Below are 20,093 nucleotides of genomic sequence, written 5' to 3'. Positions count from 1 at the left end.
GGTCAGAGCGAAAAAAAGGCCCGGACGGGGATGCCGTCCGGGCCCTTTCTGTTTGCGTTACAAGCCCTTACTGCGGGCGGGCGACCAGTTCGTGACTGATCTGGCCAAGCCAGGTTTCGGTCACCACGTCATCGCCGTGCTTGAGGAAGGCCCGGGCTTCGATCGGGTCATGATCTTCCACCTTGGCGTCGAAGATCAGGCGCCAGCGGTCCGTGCCGACGACCGGAAGGACGTAAGGGTTGATCGGCTCGCCGCGCGACAGTTCCACCACCGCCGTCACACCATCCTGCTGGCCGAGACCCTTGAGGGCCGGGCCCTCGAAGTCGATGGACAGCTTGATCTGGTCTGCCGGGCGCGGCTGGCCGGGAACACCGCCCTGACCGGCACGGGTGGCTACGGTGCGGGCGCCGGAGCCGGGCAGCGGATGGGCGTCCTTCCAGTGCATCCGGTAGGAGAAGCTGCGCTCCTCACCGGCGGCCGGCAGGTTGCTGGGGATGAAATAGGCGACGATGTTGTCGTAGATCTCGTCATCGGTCGGGATCTCGATCAGCTGCACAGCGCCTTCGCCAAACGGCGTCAGCGGCTCCAGCCAGACGGACGGGCGCTTTTCATAAAACACGCCGTCATCTTCATAGTTGGTGTAGGCGCGGTCACGCTGGGCCAGGCCGAAGCCCTTCAGGTTGGAGGCCTCGAAGGTGGAGGTGCGCACGCTCTTCGGGTTGTTCAGCGGACGCCAGATCTGCTCGCCGTTTTCCATGACGATGGCAAGGCCGTCCGTGTCATGCACTTCCGGGCGCCAGTCGAGGCCCGTGGAGCGGTTCGTCTCCGAATACCAGTACATGCTGGTCAGCGGCGCGATGCCGAGGCGCTCCACCGGCTTGCGGAAGAACAGGCGGCTTTCCACGTCGATGGTCTGGCCCGCACCGTCCTTGTTGCGCATGGTCATCTTGTAGGCCCCGGCAACGCTGGGGCTGTCCATCAGCGCGTAGAGCACCATGGTTTCTTCCGGAGCCTCGCCCGGCGCCAGCCAGAAGGACGTGAAGCGCGGGAATTCCTCCGGTTCGGACATGCCCGAGTTGATGGCAAGGCCGCGGGCCGACTGGCCATACTGATGCGACTGGCCGTCGGTGCGGAAATAGGAGGCGCCGAGGAAGGAGATCCAGTCCGTCTTCAGGTCCGGACGCATGATGCGGAAACCGGCGAAGCCGATATCGGCAGGCAGCTTGCGCGCCGGGCTGTCCTTGGGGCTGTCGAAATAGCCCGGATCATAGAGGATTTCGCGGCTGACACCGCTCTCCACCTGATAGATCTTCACCGGATCCTTGAAATACCGTCCGAGGTGAAAGAACTGGACCGGTGCGTCCGGACTGATCGAAACCGTTTCTTCCGGGTCAAACCGGATCTTCCAGTGCGCGTCGTAGTCGATCGCCTCAAGCGTGTCCGCAGCGCGGGTCTTGGGCGCAGCATAGGGCTTGGCCGCCAGCGCCTTGGCCTGGCCGGTCACGGTGTCGAAGCTGAAAGGCGCAGCCGGGCCGCGCCGGGCCGAAAGGTCACTGGCGAGAGCTGGCACGGCGTTTGCCGCAGTCAGTCCCAGAACAAGCAGGCAGGAAGCAAAGAAATTCATGTCTCATCCCTGATGGAAAAACCGCCAGCTGGGAACAGGCCCGGCAAATCTGCCCATTTCAGGGCGGCGGCGGAAAATACATCTGCAACGATATACCTGCAAGCGGCGTATTTGCTTGGCTGGCAGCCTTTTGGGCCGGCAGGCGCATGGCGCAGAAAAAGGCTTTGCAGTCAGCTTTGCCGCCACTAGAGTGCGCGCGGTTTTCCAAGGCATCCGGCGGCGCAGCCGGAATGCCTTAACACGCCAAATGTGACGTCAAAAAGAACAGCGAACGGACATATCTCCATGGCCCATGGCGACATCAAGAAGGTCGTGCTTGCCTATTCCGGCGGCCTCGACACCTCCATCATCCTGAAGTGGCTCCAGACCGAACTGGGCGCCGAAGTGGTGACCTTCACCGCTGACCTCGGCCAGGGCGAGGAGCTGGAGCCGGCCCGCAAGAAGGCCGAGATGCTGGGCATCAAGGAAATCTTCATCGAGGACGTGCGCGAGGAATTCGTCCGCGATTTCGTCTTCCCGATGTTCCGCGCCAATGCCGTCTACGAAGGCGTCTATCTGCTGGGCACCTCCATCGCCCGTCCGCTGATCTCCAAGCACCTGATCGAAATCGCCCGCAAGACCGGCGCGGATGCCATCGCCCATGGCGCCACCGGCAAGGGCAATGATCAGGTCCGCTTCGAACTGTCCGCCTATGCGCTGAATCCGGACATCAAGATCATCGCCCCCTGGCGCGACTGGACCTTCAAGAGCCGCACCGACCTGCTGGACTTTGCCGAGAAGCACCAGATCCCGGTCGCCAAGGACAAGAAGGGCGAGGCCCCGTTCTCCGTGGACGCCAACCTGCTGCACTCCTCGTCCGAGGGCAAGGTGCTGGAAGACCCGGCGGTCGAGGCTCCCGAATATGTGCATATGCGCACCATTTCCCCGGAATCGGCGCCCGACACCCCGACGATCATCAAGATCGGCTTCGAGCGCGGTGACGCGGTCTCCATCAACGGCGAGCGCCTGTCTCCGGCAACCCTGCTGGCCAAGCTCAACGACTATGGCCGCGACAACGGCATCGGCCGTCTCGACCTCGTCGAGAACCGCTTCGTCGGCATGAAGAGCCGAGGCGTCTATGAAACGCCGGGCGGCACCATCCTGCTCACCGCACACCGCGCGATGGAATCCATCACGCTGGACCGCGGCGCGGCGCACCTGAAGGACGAGATCATGCCGCGCTATGCGGAGCTGATCTATTACGGCTTCTGGTTCTCGCCGGAGCGCGAAATGCTGCAGGCCCTGATCGACAAGAGCCAGGAGCATGTGGAAGGCGAAGTGACGCTGAAGCTCTACAAGGGCAACGTCATGGTCACCGGCCGCGAGAGCCCGAAGTCGCTCTATTCCGACAAACTGGTCACCTTCGAGGACGACCAGGGCGCTTACGACCAGAAGGACGCTGCGGGCTTCATCAAGCTCAACGCCCTGCGCCTGCGCACGCTTGCCAAGCGCAACCAGAGCCGCTGAGCATTTCTCAGGGCGGCAAGTTCAGACCGGGGCGCCGCGCAATCGGCGCCCCGATTGTTTTTGGTACAGACAGGCGGGGCCGGGACAAGCAGCCAGCACCAGCATGCGCCGTTATCACTGGACCCGCCGTCATCACTGGCCACACCGCTGGCGGAGCCCTTGCACAAGCTGGCAGGCCGCCTGCCCATAGCACATGCGTTCACGGCGAATTTCCAAAATGCCCGGCCGCCCGCCTTTCCGGCCCGAGGCGCTGGGCGGAAAGGCGGAGCAGAAGGCGAGCGCCAAGGCACCCGGGGCAGGATGCGGGCGCTGTTGCCTGCTGCGTCTGCGGGCAGGTGCGGCATGGCTTGCGGCACTCACGCAGGCGGGGATCCTGCCAGCATGCCTGACTGTGCCGGCTGTGTGCCGGGCGCAAACCATGTGCGGATAGGGAGCCTCCCTCCAGATTGGCGTTGAATGTGCCGGTTGGCGTTCCGGCCCGTCACCTGGATTTTGTTCTTCCTATGTTCCTATTGATTCCAGAAGAGTTTGATCCAGTCAAGCGGCGGCTTGGCTGTATTTTCACTTTTTGTTCTGAGCTGCGCCGGCTTTAATACCAAGGATTTCGATGCTGACGCATCACGCCTTGAAAATGCTTAAGCGCTGCAAGGGCTTAACCAATGCTCGATGAGTGAGCCTCATCGACGAGTGGCTTTACTGCGAGCGGCGGTAGACGGAAATGTTGCGGCTGGTGACGGCGCCGGGCAGCAGGACTGTCTGGGTGACGGTCAGTGTGCGGCCATCTTCCGAGAGTTCGCGCTCCGCCTTCATCAGAGTTACGCCGTCGCGCTGGGCTTCGGAGACGAGGTTGCGCTCCGTGGCAAAGCCAAGCCGCATGGAATCGGCCAGCCCGCTCTTGCCAAGGCGGATCGGCGGGCCGTCCGGCATGGCGGTGAAGCTGTCGTTGGTGACTTCGCCATTGGCCGACACGGTGTTCATCGTGAAGGTCAGCACGCCGAAATCGTCTTCGATGCGCAAGGTGGCCGAGCGTGGCGGCTCGCCCTGCTCGAAGTCGCTTTCCTCCACATCGAGGATCCAGGTGCCGAGAAACGGTTTTTCCTTGGCCATGTTGCCGTGCCTTTCGACTGGAGTGTGCCTCTGGTTGGGGCGCAATGCATAAGGCCGCCGCCTGCGCATGGCAAGCGGCGGCCTCGTGATCGGTTAGTATTCAGATCAGGCGCTGAGGGCGTTCAGCTCGGCCACGATGGCATCGCCCATGGCGGAGGTGCCGATGACGGTGGTGCCTTCCGAAGCGATGTCGCGGGTGCGCAGGCCCTTGTCCAGCGCGTTGGCGATGGCCTTGTCCAGCATGTCCGCTTCCGCCACCTTCTCGAAGGAGTAGCGCAGGGCCATGGCGAAGGAGGCGATCATGGCGATCGGGTTGGCAGCGCCCGTGCCGGCAATGTCCGGGGCCGAGCCATGCACCGGCTCATACAGCGCCTTGCGCTTGCCGGTGGCGGCATCGGGAGCGCCGAGCGAGGCGGACGGCAGCATGCCGAGCGAGCCGGTCAGCATGGCGGCAACGTCGGACAGCATGTCGCCGAACAGGTTGTCGGTGACGATGACGTCGAACTGCTTCGGCCAGCGGACGAGCTGCATGCCGCCGGCGTCTGCCAGCATGTGTTCCAGCTGAACGTCTTCATAGCCGTTCTTGTGGGTGGCGGTGACCACCTCGTTCCAGAGCACGCCCGACTTCATGACGTTGCGCTTTTCCATCGAAGTGACCTTGCCCTTGCGGGTGCGGGCCAGCTCGAAGGCCGCCTTGGCGATGCGCTCGATCTCGTAGGTGTCATAGACCTGCGTGTCGATGGCGCGCTTCTGGCCGTTGCCGAGGTCGGTGATGGTCTTCGGCTCGCCGAAATAGACGCCGCCCGTCAGCTCGCGCAGGATCAGGATGTCGAGGCCCTCGATCACTTCCCGCTTCAGCGAGGAAGCGCCGGCCAGCGCCGGATAGCAGATGGCCGGGCGCAGGTTGGCGAAAAGCTGCATGTCCTTGCGCAGGCGCAGAAGGCCCGCTTCCGGACGCACCTCGTAAGGCACCTTGTCCCACTTCGGGCCGCCGACGGCGCCGAAGATCACGGCATCGGCTGCCATGGCCTTGGCCATGTCGCCTTCGGAAATGGACTGGCCATGTGCATCATAGGCGCAGCCGCCGACGAGGCCTTCCTCGGTCTCGAACGTGTCCGTGCCGCGTGCGTTGAACCAGGCGATGATCTTCTTCACCTCGGGCATGATTTCCGGGCCGATGCCGTCGCCGGGCAGAAGAAGAAGCTTGTGAGTTGCCATGGGTGTCCATCCCGTTTTTTGAAATTGCTCTGGCCCTTGGGTTAGCGGCTTGGGGCCGCCTTTTCAAGGCGAAGGCACGCGTCAAGAGTTCAAGCGAGGCTGGGCATTTGATCAAGTGAGAGAGGCGCGTACATCAGTGGGCGGTCAGTCCCGCGGGATCCATGTTGCCGCCGCACAGAAGGATGCCGGTGCGCTCACCGCGCTGGGGCACATAGGCACCACACAGCAGTGCCGCGAAAGCCGCGGCGCCACCAGGTTCCGCCACCAGCTGCAGCCCCTGCCAGAGCCGCTGCTGTGCGGCCATCACCTCTTCGTCGCTGACGGTGACGATCCGCTCGACGCAGCGTGCGGAAATGGCATAGGTGAGGTCGGACGCCCGCCGCGCACCGAGGCTGTCGACGGCTATGCCGGAGACCGGCACATCGACCGGCTGTCCGGCTTCCAGTGCGCATTTCATGGTCTGGCAGCCTTCGGTCTCAACGCCGATGATGCGGGTTTTTCCGGCAAACCACGTGGCTATGCCGGAAATCAGGCCGCCACCGCCCACGGCGATGAGCAATGTATCCAGTCCCCGGGTCTGGCTTTCCCACTCCAGCGCCAGGGTCCCCTGTCCGACGATTGTTTCGGCTGCGGCATAGGCGTGAATGTCCATTGCGCCGGTCTGGGCCTGATAGGCGCCGCAAGCGTCACGCGCTTCGGCATAGGTTTCCCCGCCAATTTCAAGCTCCGCTCCGTAGCTGCGGATCTTGGCTGTCTTGAACGGGGTTGCCAGTTCAGGCACAAAAATTCTGGCCTGGATGCCAAGGCTGCGGGCAGCATAGGCGACGGCCGCCCCATGATTGCCGCCCGAGGCGGCGGCGACGCCAGCGGCCGGAATATCCTTGCTTAACAGCATGCTGAAGGCCCCGCGGGCCTTGAAGGAGCCGCTGTGCTGCAGGGATTCCAGCTTCAGGGAAACGCCCGACGGAAGATTGAGATCTCCGGATCTGAGCTGCAGAGCTGGCGTGACGCGGATATGGGGCGTAATTCGGTCATAGGCAGCCTCAATGGCTGCAGCAGTCACGAGCATGATGGGCCCCGATGTTCTATTATCTCTCGCCACCATAAAAAACTCTTTGGCCGCCTGCCAGAAGAGAATGAAAGCATGATCCCCAAGGATGATGCAGGAAGCTTTTCCGAAGCTTTCTGAGAGGGTTTCATGAGCGGTCAGCACATGAAACCCTGCTTCGCACATGGCCGCTCACCGGCTCCGGTGGCGTTGCGGAGCCGGGGCAGGCGATGTCAGATGCGCGGCAGGATCAGGCGGCGAGCGCTTTTTCCACCAGCCGCACGAAATAGGAGCTTCCGGACGGGATCAGCCCGTCATTGAAGTTGTAGCGCGGGTGATGCAGGCTGGCGCTGTCGCCGTTTCCGGCGAAAATATAGGCGCCCGGGCGCTCCAGCAGCATGTAGGAGAAGTCCTCGCCGCCCATCATCGGCTCGGTCTCGCGCTGCACCCGCTCAGGCCCAGCAATTTCCTCGGCGACGCTGACGGCAAAGTCCGTCTGGTCATCGTGGTTGGCGGTGACCGGATAGCCGCGGCGGAATTCGATCTCGGCCGTGGCGCCATAGGCGGTGCACAGGGCGTTGACGATCTCGTTCAGGCGTTTCTCCGCCAGATCTCGCGTGGCATCGGTCAGGCTGCGGATGGTGCCGCGCAGGGTTGCCGCCTCGGGAATGACGTTGAAGGCCGTGCCTGCCTCGAAGATCGTGACGGAGACGACCACCGAATCGAGCGGATTGACCGCGCGGCTGGCGATGGTCTGCAGGGCGCTGACGATCTGCGTGCCGGTAATGATCGGATCGACCGTTTCGTGGGGCTTGGCCGCATGGCCGCCGCGCCCGGTGATGGTGATGCGGAACTCATCCGTTGCGGCCATGATCGGCCCCTTGCGGATGGCGAATTCGCCCACCGGCAGGCCGGGCAGATTGTGCAGGCTGTAGACCTCGTCAATGGCCCAGCGGGTCATCAGCCCGTCGTCGATCATGGCCTTGGCACCTGCGCCGCCCTCTTCGGCCGGCTGGAAGATGACCACCGCCGTGCCGTTGAAATTGCGGGTTTCGGCGAGGTATTTCGCGGCGCCCAGCAGCATGGACGTGTGGCCGTCATGGCCGCAGGCATGCATCTTGCCCGGCGTCTTCGACGCATAGGGCAGGCCGGTCATCTCCGCGATGGGCAGGGCGTCCATGTCGGCGCGCAGGCCAATCACCCGGCCAGCGCCACCGTTCTTGCCCCGGATCACGCCGACGACGCCGGTCCTGCCAATGCCGGTCACCACCTCGTCCAACCCGAAGCTGCGCAGCAGGTCTGCCACTTTGGCGGCCGTGCGGACAGTCTCATACATGATTTCCGGGTTCTCATGGAAATCACGGCGCCAGCTGGCGATTTCATCGGCAAGATCGGCAATACGGTTGACGACCGGCATAGAAGGCTCCTCGGGGGACTTGATGCTGCCGGTTCTGGCCGGCAAAGCAGGTTTTCTTGCCAGAATGGTCTGGCGGAAAGGGATCTCTATAGGAGGGGTTGCCTGCAAAAAGCGCAAGCTGCTTTATGCGGCGCTGCAGCAGAAGACCGTCAACGGCCCCGGTGAATCAACCACCCGGAACTGGCCGGAAGCGGTAAACGCTGGTTTTCTTCACTTCCGAATCTTCAAGGCTGCGGATCACCGGCACCGTATAGGTGGCCAGATGCTCCAGCCTTTCCTTCGGCAGATAGGACCGGCCCGGATCACCGACGAGAATCAGGGTGCGGGCCTCGTCCAGCTGGTCGAGCCAGGCAATCAGCTTGCGCGACATGGGCAGCTCGTAGAACACATCGCCGCAGATCATCAGGTCCGTCTGCGGCGGCGGAGTGCCGGTGATGTCGCCCAGCTTCGTGGCCAGCGTGACGCCGTTGAGCGCCGCATTGAGGCGGATGGCTTCGATGGCAAAGCGGTCGATTTCCACGGCCGACACCGATGCGGCCCCTGCCATCATCGCGGCGATGCCGACAATGCCGGAGCCGGCGGCAAAATCCGTCACCGTCTTGCCCCGCACCAGATCCGGATTGTCGAGGAGATAGCGCGCCAGCGCCTGCCCGCCTGCCCAGGCAAAGGCCCAGAAGGGCGGCGGCAGGCCGATTTCGCCCAGCTCATCCTCGGTTTTCTGCCACAGGTCCATGGCTTCGCTGGCGAGGTGGAGCCGGATTTCGCTGGCATGCGGGACGGCGAGCACTTCCGTGTTCGTCTCGATGAAGTGCTTCGGATCTGCAATGCCGGTCAATCCGGTCTCCTGAACTGCGGGAAAAGGGAATCAGACGTTCGGATCGAGCCCGCCCATCTCGCACACCACTTTCCATTCCTCTTCCGTCACCGGCTGCACCGACAGGCGCATGGAGGTGACGAGGGCCATCTGGGCAAGGCGCGGCTCGGCCTTGACGGCGGCCAGCGTGACGGGCTTCGGCACGTCGCAGACGGCGCGGAAATGCACGCAGTCCCAGCGCGGATCATCCGTCGTGCTATCCTGCGCAGTGCCGCTGCACACTTCCGCCACGCCGACAATCTCCTTGCCGATGTTGGAGTGATAGAAGAAGGCCCGGTCACCCAGCGACATGGCACGCATGTTGTTGCGGGCCAGATAATTGCGCACGCCCGTCCATTCCTCGCCCGCAGCGCCCTTGGCTTTCTGCATTTCCCAGGACCAGACGTCCGGCTCGGACTTGATCAGCCAGTATTTCACGGTCACTGCGCCTCCGGGTTCTTGATCACCCAGTTCCACGGGCGAATCTCGACGGAGGCAAAAAGTCCGGCGCGGGCGTAGGGGTCTTCCTGCGAAACGGCGAGGGCTTCGTCCCGGTTCTCCGCTTCGATGATGACGAGGCTGCCGGTCATGTTGCCGGCGTCATCGAGAAAGGGACCGGCCGCCTTCAAACGGCTGCCCATGGCCTTGAGAAATTCCACATGCGCCGGGCGGTTGTCGAGGCGCGTCTGCAGGGCGCCGGGCTTGTCGGTGCAGATCAGGGCATAAAGCATGGAAGAACCTCCTGTTTGTGCCGCAGGTTAGAACATTTGACGGTGGAATGAAGCGGCAAAATCGCCGGGGCTCACGCAAATCTTGCGGCAGCCTGCATCAGGCTCCGGCCTCGCGCCGCAGCGGGCGGCTCATCAGCCGGTTCAGCGCCTCGTCAATGGTCAGCCGGGCGGCGATCACATCGGCCACCACCTTGCAGACCGGCAGATCGACCCCGTGCCGCTCGCCCAGTTCCACGGCGATTTCAGCCGAGAACACGCCTTCGGCCAGCTTCTCGCCCGCATTCAGCAGGTCTTCCGCGGTGCGGCCCTCGCCCAGCTTGTAGCCGAAGCTGAAGTTGCGGGACTGGGTGGAGGAGCAGCTGAGCACCAGATCGCCAAGGCCGGAAAGGCCCGTCAGCGTCTCCGGCCTTGCGCCAAGGGCAAGGCCCAGCCGCGTCAGTTCGGCAAAGCCGCGGGCGGTGAGGGCGGCCTGCGCCGAGGCGCCGAGCTTGCGCCCCGCCACCGCGCCGCAGGCGATGGCCAGCACGTTCTTCAGCGCCCCGCCCACCTGCGTGCCGATGAGGTCACTCGAGGCATAGGGCCGGAAGCTGGCGGAAGCGAGCGCCAGCGCCAGCGCATCAGCCATTGCGCCGTCACGGGCGGCAACCGTTACGGCTGTCGGCAGGCCGCGCGCCACATCGGCGGCAAAGCTGGGGCCGGACAGCACGGCCGGATGAGCCTGCGGCAGCACTTCGGCCAGCGTGTCGGTGAGAAGGTTGCCGGTGCCCTTTTCGATGCCCTTGGAGCAGAGCACCACCGGCGTGCCGGGGCGCAGGAGCCCTGCCAGCGGCGTCAGCACGGCCCGGGTGGTCTGGGCCGGTGTCACCAGCAGGATGGCATCGGCCTTTGCCGCTTCGGTGATATCGCCAGTGGCCGTCAGCGGCTCGTCGAAGGTGACGCCCGGCAGATAGGCGCTGTTGGTCTGGCGGGCGCGGATTTCTGAAACAAGGGCGGGATCGCGGGCCCACAGCAGGACGGACCGGCCCGCACGGGCTGCGGAAAGCGCCAGCGCCGTGCCCCAGGCTCCGCCGCCCAGAACGGCAATGGTCTCGATCCCGGCCATGTCTATCTCCCTTGCAGGCGCTGCCGCAGCAGGCCGATCTGTGCGCCGAAGCCCTCGTAGAACACGGCAGGGTCCACCTCGGTGAACAGATCCTGCCAGAACAGGCGGAAGCGGATCGGATCGCCGCCATCGCACGGCGTCATTTCGTAGTGTTCCCACTCGTCCTTGAGAATCACCGGCACCGTGGCGTGAAAATGGCGGCGCTTGTGCAGATCGCGCCCCCGGCCATTGTCAAACACGTGGTCCTGATCCGTGAGGTGATCAAGGGCGCCATCCAGTGTCAGCCCGGTTTCCTCGAAGAATTCGCGCCTCGCGCCGATGAGGTGGCTCTCGCCCGGATCCAGCGTGCCGCCGGGCACCTGAAGGCCGATTTCCGGCTGATCCGGCTGGGCAAATACCAGCAGCTTGTGCCCGCAGGTGAGGTAGACATAGGCCTTGTGGCGCACTTGCATGGCAGCATCCATCCTTCGAAACCGCCCCTGCCTAGCAACTCCCGCCCGTGAAGGGAACCGGGTTTTGAAGGCGCACTTCATCTTCGATGGGTGCTGGTGACCTGCGTTGGTGAGGCCAGGGCGCCCTTAAACTTTCGCGCCCTTTTTTCCCGCGCCGAGCAGACCGGCGGAGGTCTCGTCGAGAGGCCAGCGGGGGCGGGGGGCGAAGGACATGCCGTCGAGGGAGGCGCCCGTGCGGCGGGCTTCCACCATGTGCTCGATCCCGGCCCAGGCGATCATGGCGGCGTTGTCCGTGCACAGCCGGGCCGGAGGGGCGATGAAGCGGGCCCCGGCCGCATCGGCGGCAGATGTCAGCGCACGGCGGATTTCGCCATTGGCGGCAACGCCTCCCGCGACGACGATTACGGGTTCAACCCCGGCAAACCGCTCGCGGAACAGGGCAAAGGCGGCGTGGGTGCGGATGGCGAGCACGTCGGCAACCGCCTTCTGGAATCCGGCGCAAAGGTCGCAGACGGTCTGCTCGTCCACCGGCTGCAGCTTTTGCGCCGTGGTGCGCAGCGCCGTCTTCAGTCCGGCAAAGGACATGTCGAGGCCGGGCCGGTCCATCAGCGGGCGTGGCAGGGCAAAGCGGCCGGCATCGCCGCGTGCAGCCATACACTCCACCGCCGGGCCGCCCGGATAGGGCAGGCCGAGCAGCTTGGCGGTCTTGTCGAAGGCCTCGCCGATGGCATCATCAATGGTGCTGCCCAGCCGCTCATAGGCACCGATGCCGGTGACCAGCAGGAACTGGGTGTGCCCGCCCGAAACCAGCAGCAGCAGATAGGGGAAGTCCAGCTGGTCGGTGAGGCGCGCCGTCAGCGCATGCCCCTCCAGATGGTTGACGGCGATGAGCGGCTTTCCCGCAGCCATGGCGATGGACTTGGCCGTCATCAGCCCGACGATGACGCCGCCGATGAGGCCGGGGCCTGCGGTGGCTGCTACTGCGTCGATGTCATCGAAGCTGACGCCAGCTTCCGCCATGGCTTCGGCCACGATCCGGTCCAGCACGGCGATATGGGCGCGGGCGGCGATTTCCGGCACCACGCCGCCAAATTCGGTGTGCTCGTCAATCTGCGAGCGGATGACATTGGAGAGGATTTCCGGCGTCTGCGGCCCGCGCACCACGGAGGCGGCGGTTTCGTCGCAGCTGGTTTCGATGCCAAGAACTGTCAGCATGGGGTCCTGCCCGCCGTCGCGGCTGCCGTGGTTTCACGGGCTTTGCCGGTGTCTCAAAAGGTGCTCCGGTGCCCCAATCCGGCCCGCCCCGTATAATCCGGGATTGTGCCGCCTTGGACAATGGCGCTAGAGAACCTATTGTCATCATGAATTCAATGGTCAGCCCCTAGCACCCGGATCCTTCGTCTTGCAATCGAAACCTTTGCGCATCGGAACGCGTGGCAGTGCCCTCGCACTCGCCCAGGCCCATGAAACCCGTGACCGGCTCGCCGCCGCCCATGGTCTCAAGGAGGACGACTTCGAGATTGTCGTGATCAAGACCTCGGGCGACCAGATTCAGGACCGGCCGCTCTCGGAAGCCGGCGGCAAGGGCCTGTTCACCAAGGAAATCGAAGAGGCCCTGATCGAGCGGCGCATTGATCTGGCCGTGCATTCCTCCAAGGACATGCCCACCGTGCTGCCGCAGGGGCTGGCGCTGACGGCCTTCCTGCCGCGCGAGGACGTGCGCGATGCCTTCATCTCGCCCAAGGCCAAGCATCTCATGGATCTGCCGCAGGGCGCGGTGGTGGGCTCGTCCTCCCTGCGCCGGCAGGCGATGATCAAGCGCCTGCGCCCGGACATTGAGGTGGTGATGTACCGGGGCAACGTGCAGACGCGGCTGAAGCGGCTGGAGGAGGGGCAGGTGGATGCCACGCTTCTGGCTCATGCCGGCCTGCGCCGCCTTGGCCTTGCGCATATCATCACCAGCCTGCTCGACACGGAAGACTTCCTCCCTGCAGTGGGGCAGGGCGCCATCGGCATCGAAAGCCGCATCGATGACGAGGCGACGCTGAAGCTGCTCGCCCCCATTCATGACCGTGACACGGAAATCCGGCTCACTGCCGAGCGCGCTTTCCTGGCGGTGCTGGATGGCTCCTGCCGCACGCCGATCGGCGGGCTGGCGGAAGTGGACGGGAACCGTCTGCGCTTCCGGGGCATTATCCTGCGCCCGGATGGAAGCGAGCACCATGCCGTCACCCGCGAGGGCGGACTTGACGATGCCTTCGAGCTTGGCTGCGAGGCGGGTCAGATCCTGCAGTCTCTCGGTGGTCCTGCCTTCTTCCGGTACTGAGGTTCCTCATGCGCATTCTCGTCACCCGGCCCTATCCCCATTGTGCCCGAACCGCCGCGCGCCTGCGCGACATGGGGCATGAGGTGATCGAGGCGCCCGCGCTGGACATCGTGCGCCGTGCGCCGGACGAGATTGATCTCGGCGGAGTGGATGCGCTGGCCATCACCAGTTCGCAGGCCATCGGCGCGCTGGTGGGGCACCGCCAGCTGCCGGAACTGGCGCGCCTTGCCGTCTATACGGTGGGTGCACGCACGGCGGCGGCGGCGCGGGAGCTCGGCTTCACCTCGGTGCTGAGCGCCGACGGCGATGCCAAGGATCTGTCGCGCCTGATCGAGGCCTGCCACGGCAGCGGCGATATTCTCTATTTCGGCGCAAGGGACCGCTCGGGCGATCTTGAAAAGCACCTGGCCGCCGCCGGGATCGGCTGCCGTCTGATCGAGGTCTATCAGGCCGATCCGGTCGCCAGCTGGCCGCATGAGGTCAACGAGGCGCTGGTGAAGGGCGAGATCGACATTCTGCTCGCCTATTCCACCCGTTCTGCCGAGGTTTGCGCGAATCTGCTGCGCGGCCTTGCGCCCGCCATGCTGCCGCGCATGGTGGCGCTGTCGGCCAAGGCGGGGGCGCCGCTGACGGCGCTGGGGCCTGTGGAATGGGCGGAGACGCCGGACGAGGAGGCTCTGTTCCTGCGCGCCTTAAACCGCTGTTAACCGGCTGGGTGGCCTGCTCGCGCCGGTTAGACATCATGTCACGCCGGGTCAGCGGTTCCTGCCCTGCCGGTATTGTGTATAGTTGATGGCCCTGAAGCCGGTCATGCCACAGGAGGAAGAGGTCATGGTTTCCGAAAAGGACAAGCCCGGTCAGGGCGCCAAAGGCTCCGAATCTGCAACCGGCGCATCTTCATCCGGCGCGGCAGGTGGCTCCCGCCGCCCGGTGACCATCGATCTGGTGCCGGAGAAGGTGGAGGCCAAGGGCGAGGCGAAGGCGGAAGCAGCCAAGACCGAATCTGCCAGGACCGAATCTGCCAGGACCGGGGCAAAATCCGGAACCACACCCGAAACGCCCAAGACAGATGCACCGGAAACGCCCAAGGCGCCTGCAAAGGCGGCCGGGCCCACACCGGAAATCCGGTCTTCCACGGTTGCCGTAGAGAAGCCTGCGGCTGAAGCTGCCGCCGGTTCTGCCAATGAGCCCGCAGGCACAGGCAAATCCGGGGCGGGCAAGGACACCTCTCCGGCCAAGCCAGCCGCTGCATCCGCATCCTCTGCGCCGCAGGCGAGCCCGGCTGCTGCCAGCCAGAGCGCGGCCGGTGCCGCCAAGCCGTCCGCCGCTTCCACCGCTTCGCAGAATGCTGCAGGCCCCGGTGCTTCCGGGCAAGGCGCTGAGCAGGCCGCTGCATCCGCTTCCTCGTCTTCTGCCGCAGCTCAGGCCGAGCGGGCGCCGTCCTCATCGCAGCCGCGCCGCCCGGCGGCGCCTTCCATCGGTTTTGGCGGTGCGCTGGCGGCCTCGCTGCTGGTGAGTGCCGCCGTGTTTGGCGCCTGTTACGGGCTCAATCTGGCTGGATATCTGCCGCTGCGCGCCGGGCTCAGTGCTGAGGTTGCCGAACAGGCGGCGCTGGACGCCACCCGTCTCGACACGCTGGAGCGCCGTCTGGCCGAATTGCAAGAGGCGGCTCCCGCACAGGGCCAGCCGCAGGGCGAGGCCCCGGCGCCTGCACCTGAAGCGCTGGCCAGCCTTGATACGCGTCTCACCCAGAGCATCGATGCCCTGCGCGGTGACACATCTTCCCGTCTTGCCGATTTGACCAGCCAGCTTGATTCCTTACGTGGCAGGATGGACGGCATGGCTGGTGGAGCGCCTGCCGAAGGCGGCGAGCCAGCTCCCGCGTCTTCCTCCCCGGCCCCTGATGCGCAGCTGATGGCCCGTCTGGACGGCATGCAGAAGGCCATCGACAGTCTGTCTGCCTCTCTGGCTGCGCTGCAATCGGCGGCCACCAGCACGGAAGCGGCGATCCGCATGGTCTCCGACGCGCAGGGGCGCAATGCCGGCACGCTGACCAGCCTGTCTGCCGATCTGACGGCGGCAACGGAAGAGAGCCGCAGGTCCCTGGATGCGCTGAAAGCCGAAGCCGGGGAGCTGACCCAGCGCCTTGCTGCCGTGGAAGCCACTATGGGCGATGCCACCGCCCGCGAAATGGCAGCGCGCGCCGTTGCCGTCTCTGCGCTCAAGACAGCGGTGGATGCGGGCAAGCCCTTCGAGACGGAACTGGCCGCCCTGCGCGCCAGCCTGCCGGAAGGCACGGACATTGCCCTGCTGGAGAGCCATGCGGCACAGGGCATTGCCCCGCAGCAGAAGCTGATGGCGGAATTTGCCCCCGTGGCCCGCGCCATCCACGCCACCTTCGCCAAGCCAGCCGAAGACGGGTCGATCCTCGACAGCCTGACCTCCAGTGCTGCCTCCATCTTCACCGTGCGCGGACCGGGCGATGCCAGCGGGCAGGGGCCGGAAGCGGCCCTGCGGCGCATGGAAAATGCCGTCTCTGCCGGGGACTTGCCTGCCGCGCTGACCGCTTATGACGAACTGCCGGAAGCGGCCAAGGCTGCGGGTGCGGACTGGGCCGCTTCGGCCCGCGCCCGTGTGGCCGTTGATGAGCTTACGGAAAAGACTTCGAAGGACGTTCTCTCCAGCCTCGCCCGCAAGGGCAGCTGATCCGACCCGCAGCCCGGAGGACTGGCATGATCCGCGTTTTCGTCTTCTTCGCCGCCCTGTTCGCCGCCGCGCTCGGGTTCGCCTGGCTCGCCGATCTGCCGGGCATGGTCTCCGTCACCTGGAATGGCTACATCTGGGAACAGCCGCCCGCCACCGTGGCGCTGGTCGTCATTGTGGGCCTTGCGCTGTTCCTTGGTGCCGTCTGGCTTGCACTCACCGTGCTGCGCTCGCCGAAGATTGCCAGCCGCTTCTTCCGCCGCCGCCGCCGTGACCGGGGCTATCAGGCCCTGTCCTCCGGCCTGCTGGCACTGGGTACGGGCAATGCAAAGCTTGCCCGCAAGCATGGCCTTGAGGCCGGAAAGCTTCTGCCATCCGAGCCTGCCGCCCAGCTGCTGATTGCGCAGGCCGCGCAGATGTCCGGTGACCGGGACGAGGCACGCCGCCGCTTTGAAACCATGCTGGAAGATCCGCGCACCCGCGTTCTCGGCCTGCATGGCCTGTTCATCGAGGCCGAGCGTGAGGGCGCTCCTGCCGCTGCCCGCCACTATGCCGAAGAGGCGCTGCGGGCGCAGCCCGGCCTCGACTGGGCCGGCAAGGCGGTGCTGGGCTATCAGGCGGTTGCTTCCGACTGGGAAGCGGCCATCGCCACGCTGGAAAAGAACTACACCGCCCGCCTCATCGACAAGCCGGCCTACCGCCGTCAGCGTGCCGTGCTGCTGACGGCAAGGGCGCTGGAACTGGAAGACAACGATCCCGATCAGGCCATGCAGCTCGCCCGCGAGGCGCATGGGCTGGCCGGAGATCTGGTGCCTGCTGCGGCCGTCACCGCCCGTCTTGCCACCCGCAAGGGCGATGTGCGCAAGGCGGCCAAGGTGCTGGAAGCCACCTGGCGCCTGTCGCCGCATCCCGATCTGGCCGAGGCCTATGCCCATGCCCGCATTGGCGATGCCGCTGCCGACCGGCTGAAGCGCGTGAAGACGCTGGCAGCCCTGCGCCCCAACACGGCGGAAGGCGCGCTCGCCATTGCCCGTGTGGCGCTGGATGCCCGCGAATTCGCCGAGGCCCGCACCCAGCTGAAAAAGGTGCTGCGCTCCGAGCCCACCCGCAACGCTTTCCTGCTGATGGCGGATCTGGAAGAAGCCGAAAGCGGCGACAAGGGCCGCATGCGCGAGTGGCTCGCCCGCGCCGTGCGCGCGCCGCTCGACAAGGCATGGATTGCCGATGGCATGGTGTCCTCCGTCTGGTCGCCGGTTTCGCCCGTCACGGGGCGCCTCGATGCCTTCGTCTGGGACACGCCGCCCGCCCCCTCGGGCACACTGGCGCTGGACCTGCCCGATGAGGCCCTGTTCGACCGCCCCGGCCTTGCCGCGCCGCAGGAGGCAGCTGCAGAGGCCGCCAAAGAGGCCGCCCGCCCGGCTGGCCCCTTCGATATGCCCGTGCGTTCGCCCAAGCCGGAAGCCGGAGGCGAGCCGGTTATGGACCTGACGCCGGAACCTGCTGCAAAGCCGGGAGAAAAGCCTGACGAAAAGTCTGCCGCTGCACCAGCCGTCAAGCCCGTAGGGACAGCCGCAGCACCCGTCAACGGTGCTGCCTCTGCGCAGACCGGAAAGCCTGCCGCCGCCCCGGCTTCTGCTGCAGCCGTGGCGCAGGTTGATGTTATCAACCCTGCGGCAAACCAGCCGGTGGATGCACCGGCTCTGGACAATGCGGGCAGCCCCGTCCGCCACGCCGCCGCCTATCCCTTCCCCCGCCTGCCGGATGATCCGGGCCCGGACGCTGCCGACGACGTCCCCCTGCCCAAGCCGAAGTTCGTGAACTGAGGCGGGGAGCATTCCATGGGGCAGCAGCGCCGCCCCGGACAGCCGGAAGACGCGCAACGCCTCCCCACGCACCGTCCCGGCCTTGTGCCGGGACCTGTGAGGGACGCACCGCTACCGCATCTTCTGGATGCTGGTCGACCCGCGCTTTATCTGGCCGTAACCCTCTGGCGTGGAGTGAGTGCAAGGCCCCCGGCCTTTGCGGCAGCAATCCGCCTGATCGTCTGTGGTGCGCGTCCTGCCGCAGGCCGTCAAACGCCGCCCGGAGCCGCGCGGATGCTGAAGCATCCACAGGCGGGAAGGGCGGTGACAATCTTGCAAGAAACCCTCTTGCATCCCCGCCCCGCCTCCGCTATCAAGCGCGCACCACCGCACCAAGCGGTGCCGGTCTCCGCGCCTTGCGCCGGACACCATCCGCAAGAGCGTCCACCGCTCCCGCCGGATAAGCCGCTTTAGCTCAGTTGGTAGAGCACATCATTCGTAATGATGGGGTCGCAGGTTCGAGTCCTGCAAGCGGCACCAGTTTTTTCCTGATTGATCGTTATTGTGTATTTGAGTCCGCTCTTGTTTTGCGGTTTGCAGGCAGGCGGTCACACAGCAGATTCGCAGCTTCTTTGAAGCGGGTGATTTGGAGAAAGCGGCAACTTGTGAGGAGCTCTCACAAGTTTGAACGAAGTCCTGCTCTTTTTAAAGTCTGGCCCTCTCGCTCAATATGTCGAGATCAGCGCGGCAGGCAAATACGCGGCCGCGCTTACGAGCGGTGCCGGTGACGCCAGTTCTTCAAAAAAGCCAAGGCTGCGCTGGATTGTAGTCCTCTTCGTGCTCCACAAACTTCCTTCCGTCATGCCATGACTTGATCATGGCATCCATTCCGTGACCGTGCTGCACGCTCAGTCTCTGTGAAGACACGTCCCCCGTTACCGCTCCGGCATGGGGATCTGCAAGGGCATGGATGCCATGGTCGAGCCATGGCAAGACGGAAACAACAGGGTTTCGTCAAGGAAGGGATCACCGATGCGGGAGAAGGCGGAGCTGAGGCTTCCTCCTGCTCCGGGCCGGGATATCTGATTGACCTTTGGGGAAGCGTCCCCCCCTATCCCGCCAAACACCACCGCCCATTTGCGCCGCAATCTTGACCTTGCTGCCTTGACAAGGTCATGGTTAACCCCTGTGTGCGGGGTGTGATTCGGCAGGGCTTTCGGGGCTGCCGGGCGGAGGGGTGTTTGGGCGAGACGGGAACCATTGAGCTTGCGCGGCGTGCGGGGGCCATGGGGCTGGCGGTTCTGGGGCTCGCCGGGGGGCTGACCGTGTTCAGTGCCTTCACGGTGCTTGTCTGCCTTGGCGGGGCAGTCGGGCTCTACACGTCGCTGCCGCGCCGCAAACCGCCCACGGGGGCGGTGCAGCCGCGCTGGCGCCCTTCGATCTTCACCTCTGATCTCATTGGATTTTCCGTCGGCATTCCCCTGTTCACGGCGGCTTTTGCCGGGGCGGGGCTGATGCCCGGCAGCGCCGGGCTGTGGTTCCTGCTGCTGCTTCTGCCCGCCGGTCTGTCGATCCCGGTCTTCATGATTGCGGTGCGGCAGGAAACCTCCTGGATCCGCTTCTTCGGCAATGGCTTCGAGGTGACGGAACTCGGCCGTGTCATCCGGGTGCGTTACACGGATCTTGCCCGTGTCGAGCTGAAGCTGCGCAACGTGCGCGGCACGCTGGACTGGGCGGCAACCATGCTGGGAGCCGAAAAGGCCGTGGTGCTGCTGGGCGGCTCCGGCTCCTCCACGGCGCTGACCTTCCGCCGCAAGGACGGGTCCACCTTCATCATCTCCACCGAGGCAATCCCGGATCTGGAGCGGATCTTCATCGACATGGACCGCGCCGGGATTGACCTGCCTGCGGGCCTGTCCGAGCGCGGCAAGCGGCGCATCCGGCGGGTGCGCGAAAAGCGCTATGGCAAGGTTGCGCCGAAGGAAAGCTTCATGCCGCTGCCACCGGAGATGCCGCGCACCGTGCGCGAGGGGCTGGAGCTTCTGGCCCGGCAAAGGGCCCGCCAGGGCAGTCCGGCGGGGCCGCAGGGGCAGACGCGCTCACGGGCGGGCCTTTGAGGCGGCCACCGCTTTGCCGGAGCATCCGGAGAACCGCATTCTCCGGGAACCCCCTGCCGTGGCATGGCGTTGCTGTTCCTGTGAAAC

Annotated in this window: 17 protein-coding genes and 1 tRNA gene; 7 read left to right on the top strand and 11 right to left on the bottom strand. The window is 65.3% G+C overall.

Annotated elements, in window-relative coordinates; all coding sequences use genetic code 11:
• Positions 1 to 67: 67 nt before the first annotated feature.
• Complete coding sequence (locus IF10I1_RS02240) at positions 68 to 1,624, bottom strand: glucan biosynthesis protein (protein WP_186414922.1); 1,557 nt, start codon at positions 1,622 to 1,624, stop codon at positions 68 to 70.
• Between the two features lie 285 nt (positions 1,625 to 1,909).
• Between IF10I1_RS02240 and IF10I1_RS02235 the strand changes: the two genes are divergently transcribed.
• Complete coding sequence (locus tag IF10I1_RS02235; protein ID WP_050473942.1) at positions 1,910 to 3,130, top strand: argininosuccinate synthase; 1,221 nt, start codon at positions 1,910 to 1,912, stop codon at positions 3,128 to 3,130.
• A 693-nt stretch (positions 3,131 to 3,823) separates the two neighbouring features.
• Here the strand turns inward: IF10I1_RS02235 and IF10I1_RS02230 are convergent.
• From IF10I1_RS02230 to tsaD, 10 genes are all read right to left on the bottom strand, one after another.
• Positions 3,824 to 4,237 (bottom strand): hypothetical protein, encoded by a 414-nt coding sequence (locus IF10I1_RS02230; RefSeq protein WP_186392420.1) that lies wholly within the window; start codon positions 4,235 to 4,237, stop codon positions 3,824 to 3,826.
• A 105-nt stretch (positions 4,238 to 4,342) separates the two neighbouring features.
• Positions 4,343 to 5,455, bottom strand: coding sequence for a 3-isopropylmalate dehydrogenase (gene leuB, locus IF10I1_RS02225; protein WP_055455758.1), 1,113 nt, complete (start codon positions 5,453 to 5,455; stop codon positions 4,343 to 4,345).
• Positions 5,456 to 5,588: 133 nt separating this feature from the next.
• Entirely contained in the window at positions 5,589 to 6,524 is a 936-nt protein-coding gene (locus IF10I1_RS02220) for a threonine/serine dehydratase (RefSeq protein ID WP_208994254.1), read from the bottom strand.
• Between the two features lie 229 nt (positions 6,525 to 6,753).
• Positions 6,754 to 7,920 carry a M20 aminoacylase family protein gene (locus tag IF10I1_RS02215; protein ID WP_186392421.1) on the bottom strand — a complete coding sequence of 389 codons (1,167 nt, stop codon included), beginning with the start codon at positions 7,918 to 7,920 and terminating at the stop codon, positions 6,754 to 6,756.
• Positions 7,921 to 8,086: 166 nt separating this feature from the next.
• Positions 8,087 to 8,755, bottom strand: a complete 669-nt coding sequence (locus tag IF10I1_RS02210) for a methyltransferase (RefSeq protein WP_186392422.1) — start codon at positions 8,753 to 8,755, stop codon at positions 8,087 to 8,089.
• A gap of 30 nt (positions 8,756 to 8,785) precedes the next feature.
• Entirely contained in the window at positions 8,786 to 9,211 is a 426-nt protein-coding gene (locus IF10I1_RS02205) for an EVE domain-containing protein (RefSeq protein WP_094463699.1), read from the bottom strand.
• Positions 9,212 to 9,213: 2 nt separating this feature from the next.
• The gene (locus IF10I1_RS02200) at positions 9,214 to 9,504 is read right to left on the bottom strand and encodes a YciI family protein (RefSeq protein ID WP_019965987.1); all 291 of its coding nucleotides are present in this window, start codon (positions 9,502 to 9,504) and stop codon (positions 9,214 to 9,216) included.
• Between the two features lie 97 nt (positions 9,505 to 9,601).
• Complete coding sequence (locus IF10I1_RS02195; protein ID WP_123195300.1) at positions 9,602 to 10,606, bottom strand: NAD(P)H-dependent glycerol-3-phosphate dehydrogenase; 1,005 nt, start codon at positions 10,604 to 10,606, stop codon at positions 9,602 to 9,604.
• A 2-nt stretch (positions 10,607 to 10,608) separates the two neighbouring features.
• Positions 10,609 to 11,058 carry an NUDIX domain-containing protein gene (locus IF10I1_RS02190; RefSeq protein ID WP_186392423.1) on the bottom strand — a complete coding sequence of 150 codons (450 nt, stop codon included), beginning with the start codon at positions 11,056 to 11,058 and terminating at the stop codon, positions 10,609 to 10,611.
• Between the two features lie 126 nt (positions 11,059 to 11,184).
• Entirely contained in the window at positions 11,185 to 12,273 is a 1,089-nt protein-coding gene (tsaD, locus tag IF10I1_RS02185) for a tRNA (adenosine(37)-N6)-threonylcarbamoyltransferase complex transferase subunit TsaD (RefSeq protein ID WP_186392424.1), read from the bottom strand.
• A 187-nt stretch (positions 12,274 to 12,460) separates the two neighbouring features.
• Between tsaD and hemC the strand changes: the two genes are divergently transcribed.
• The 6 genes from hemC (at position 12,461) to IF10I1_RS02155 (ending at position 20,006) form a co-directional block, all read left to right on the top strand.
• Positions 12,461 to 13,384 carry a hydroxymethylbilane synthase gene (gene hemC, locus IF10I1_RS02180; RefSeq protein ID WP_050473949.1) on the top strand — a complete coding sequence of 308 codons (924 nt, stop codon included), beginning with the start codon at positions 12,461 to 12,463 and terminating at the stop codon, positions 13,382 to 13,384.
• Positions 13,385 to 13,392: 8 nt separating this feature from the next.
• The gene (locus IF10I1_RS02175) at positions 13,393 to 14,091 is read left to right on the top strand and encodes a uroporphyrinogen-III synthase (protein WP_094463677.1); all 699 of its coding nucleotides are present in this window, start codon (positions 13,393 to 13,395) and stop codon (positions 14,089 to 14,091) included.
• 124 nt (positions 14,092 to 14,215) lie between these two features.
• Positions 14,216 to 16,090, top strand: a complete 1,875-nt coding sequence (locus IF10I1_RS02170) for a COG4223 family protein (protein WP_186392425.1) — start codon at positions 14,216 to 14,218, stop codon at positions 16,088 to 16,090.
• 26 nt (positions 16,091 to 16,116) lie between these two features.
• Complete coding sequence (locus IF10I1_RS02165; protein ID WP_186414923.1) at positions 16,117 to 17,910, top strand: heme biosynthesis protein HemY; 1,794 nt, start codon at positions 16,117 to 16,119, stop codon at positions 17,908 to 17,910.
• A 443-nt stretch (positions 17,911 to 18,353) separates the two neighbouring features.
• Positions 18,354 to 18,429, top strand: a tRNA-Thr gene (locus tag IF10I1_RS02160).
• Between the two features lie 701 nt (positions 18,430 to 19,130).
• Positions 19,131 to 20,006 carry a hypothetical protein gene (locus IF10I1_RS02155; RefSeq protein WP_208977125.1) on the top strand — a complete coding sequence of 292 codons (876 nt, stop codon included), beginning with the start codon at positions 19,131 to 19,133 and terminating at the stop codon, positions 20,004 to 20,006.
• The last annotated feature ends 87 nt before the right edge of the window (positions 20,007 to 20,093 follow it).

It is taken from the genome of Pannonibacter sp. I15F10I1 (assembly GCF_900185665.1).
GTDB classification, from domain to species: Bacteria; Pseudomonadota; Alphaproteobacteria; order Rhizobiales; family Stappiaceae; genus Pannonibacter; species Pannonibacter indicus.
Note: the sequence above shows the minus strand (reverse complement) of the source record. Positions and strands in the feature narration are given on the sequence as shown.

Coding starts and splice junctions, on each gene's coding strand:
- IF10I1_RS02240 (WP_186414922.1), bottom strand. CDS start 1,624: ATGAATTTCTTTGCTTCCTGCCTGCTTGTTCTGGGACTGACTGCGGCA.
- IF10I1_RS02235 (WP_050473942.1), top strand. CDS start 1,910: ATGGCCCATGGCGACATCAAGAAGGTCGTGCTTGCCTATTCCGGCGGC.
- IF10I1_RS02230 (WP_186392420.1), bottom strand. CDS start 4,237: ATGGCCAAGGAAAAACCGTTTCTCGGCACCTGGATCCTCGATGTGGAG.
- leuB (WP_055455758.1), bottom strand. CDS start 5,455: ATGGCAACTCACAAGCTTCTTCTTCTGCCCGGCGACGGCATCGGCCCG.
- IF10I1_RS02220 (WP_208994254.1), bottom strand. CDS start 6,524: ATGCTCGTGACTGCTGCAGCCATTGAGGCTGCCTATGACCGAATTACG.
- IF10I1_RS02215 (WP_186392421.1), bottom strand. CDS start 7,920: ATGCCGGTCGTCAACCGTATTGCCGATCTTGCCGATGAAATCGCCAGC.
- IF10I1_RS02200 (WP_019965987.1), bottom strand. CDS start 9,504: ATGCTTTATGCCCTGATCTGCACCGACAAGCCCGGCGCCCTGCAGACG.
- IF10I1_RS02195 (WP_123195300.1), bottom strand. CDS start 10,606: ATGGCCGGGATCGAGACCATTGCCGTTCTGGGCGGCGGAGCCTGGGGC.
- IF10I1_RS02190 (WP_186392423.1), bottom strand. CDS start 11,058: ATGCAAGTGCGCCACAAGGCCTATGTCTACCTCACCTGCGGGCACAAG.
- tsaD (WP_186392424.1), bottom strand. CDS start 12,273: ATGCTGACAGTTCTTGGCATCGAAACCAGCTGCGACGAAACCGCCGCC.
- IF10I1_RS02175 (WP_094463677.1), top strand. CDS start 13,393: ATGCGCATTCTCGTCACCCGGCCCTATCCCCATTGTGCCCGAACCGCC.
- IF10I1_RS02170 (WP_186392425.1), top strand. CDS start 14,216: ATGGTTTCCGAAAAGGACAAGCCCGGTCAGGGCGCCAAAGGCTCCGAA.
- IF10I1_RS02165 (WP_186414923.1), top strand. CDS start 16,117: ATGATCCGCGTTTTCGTCTTCTTCGCCGCCCTGTTCGCCGCCGCGCTC.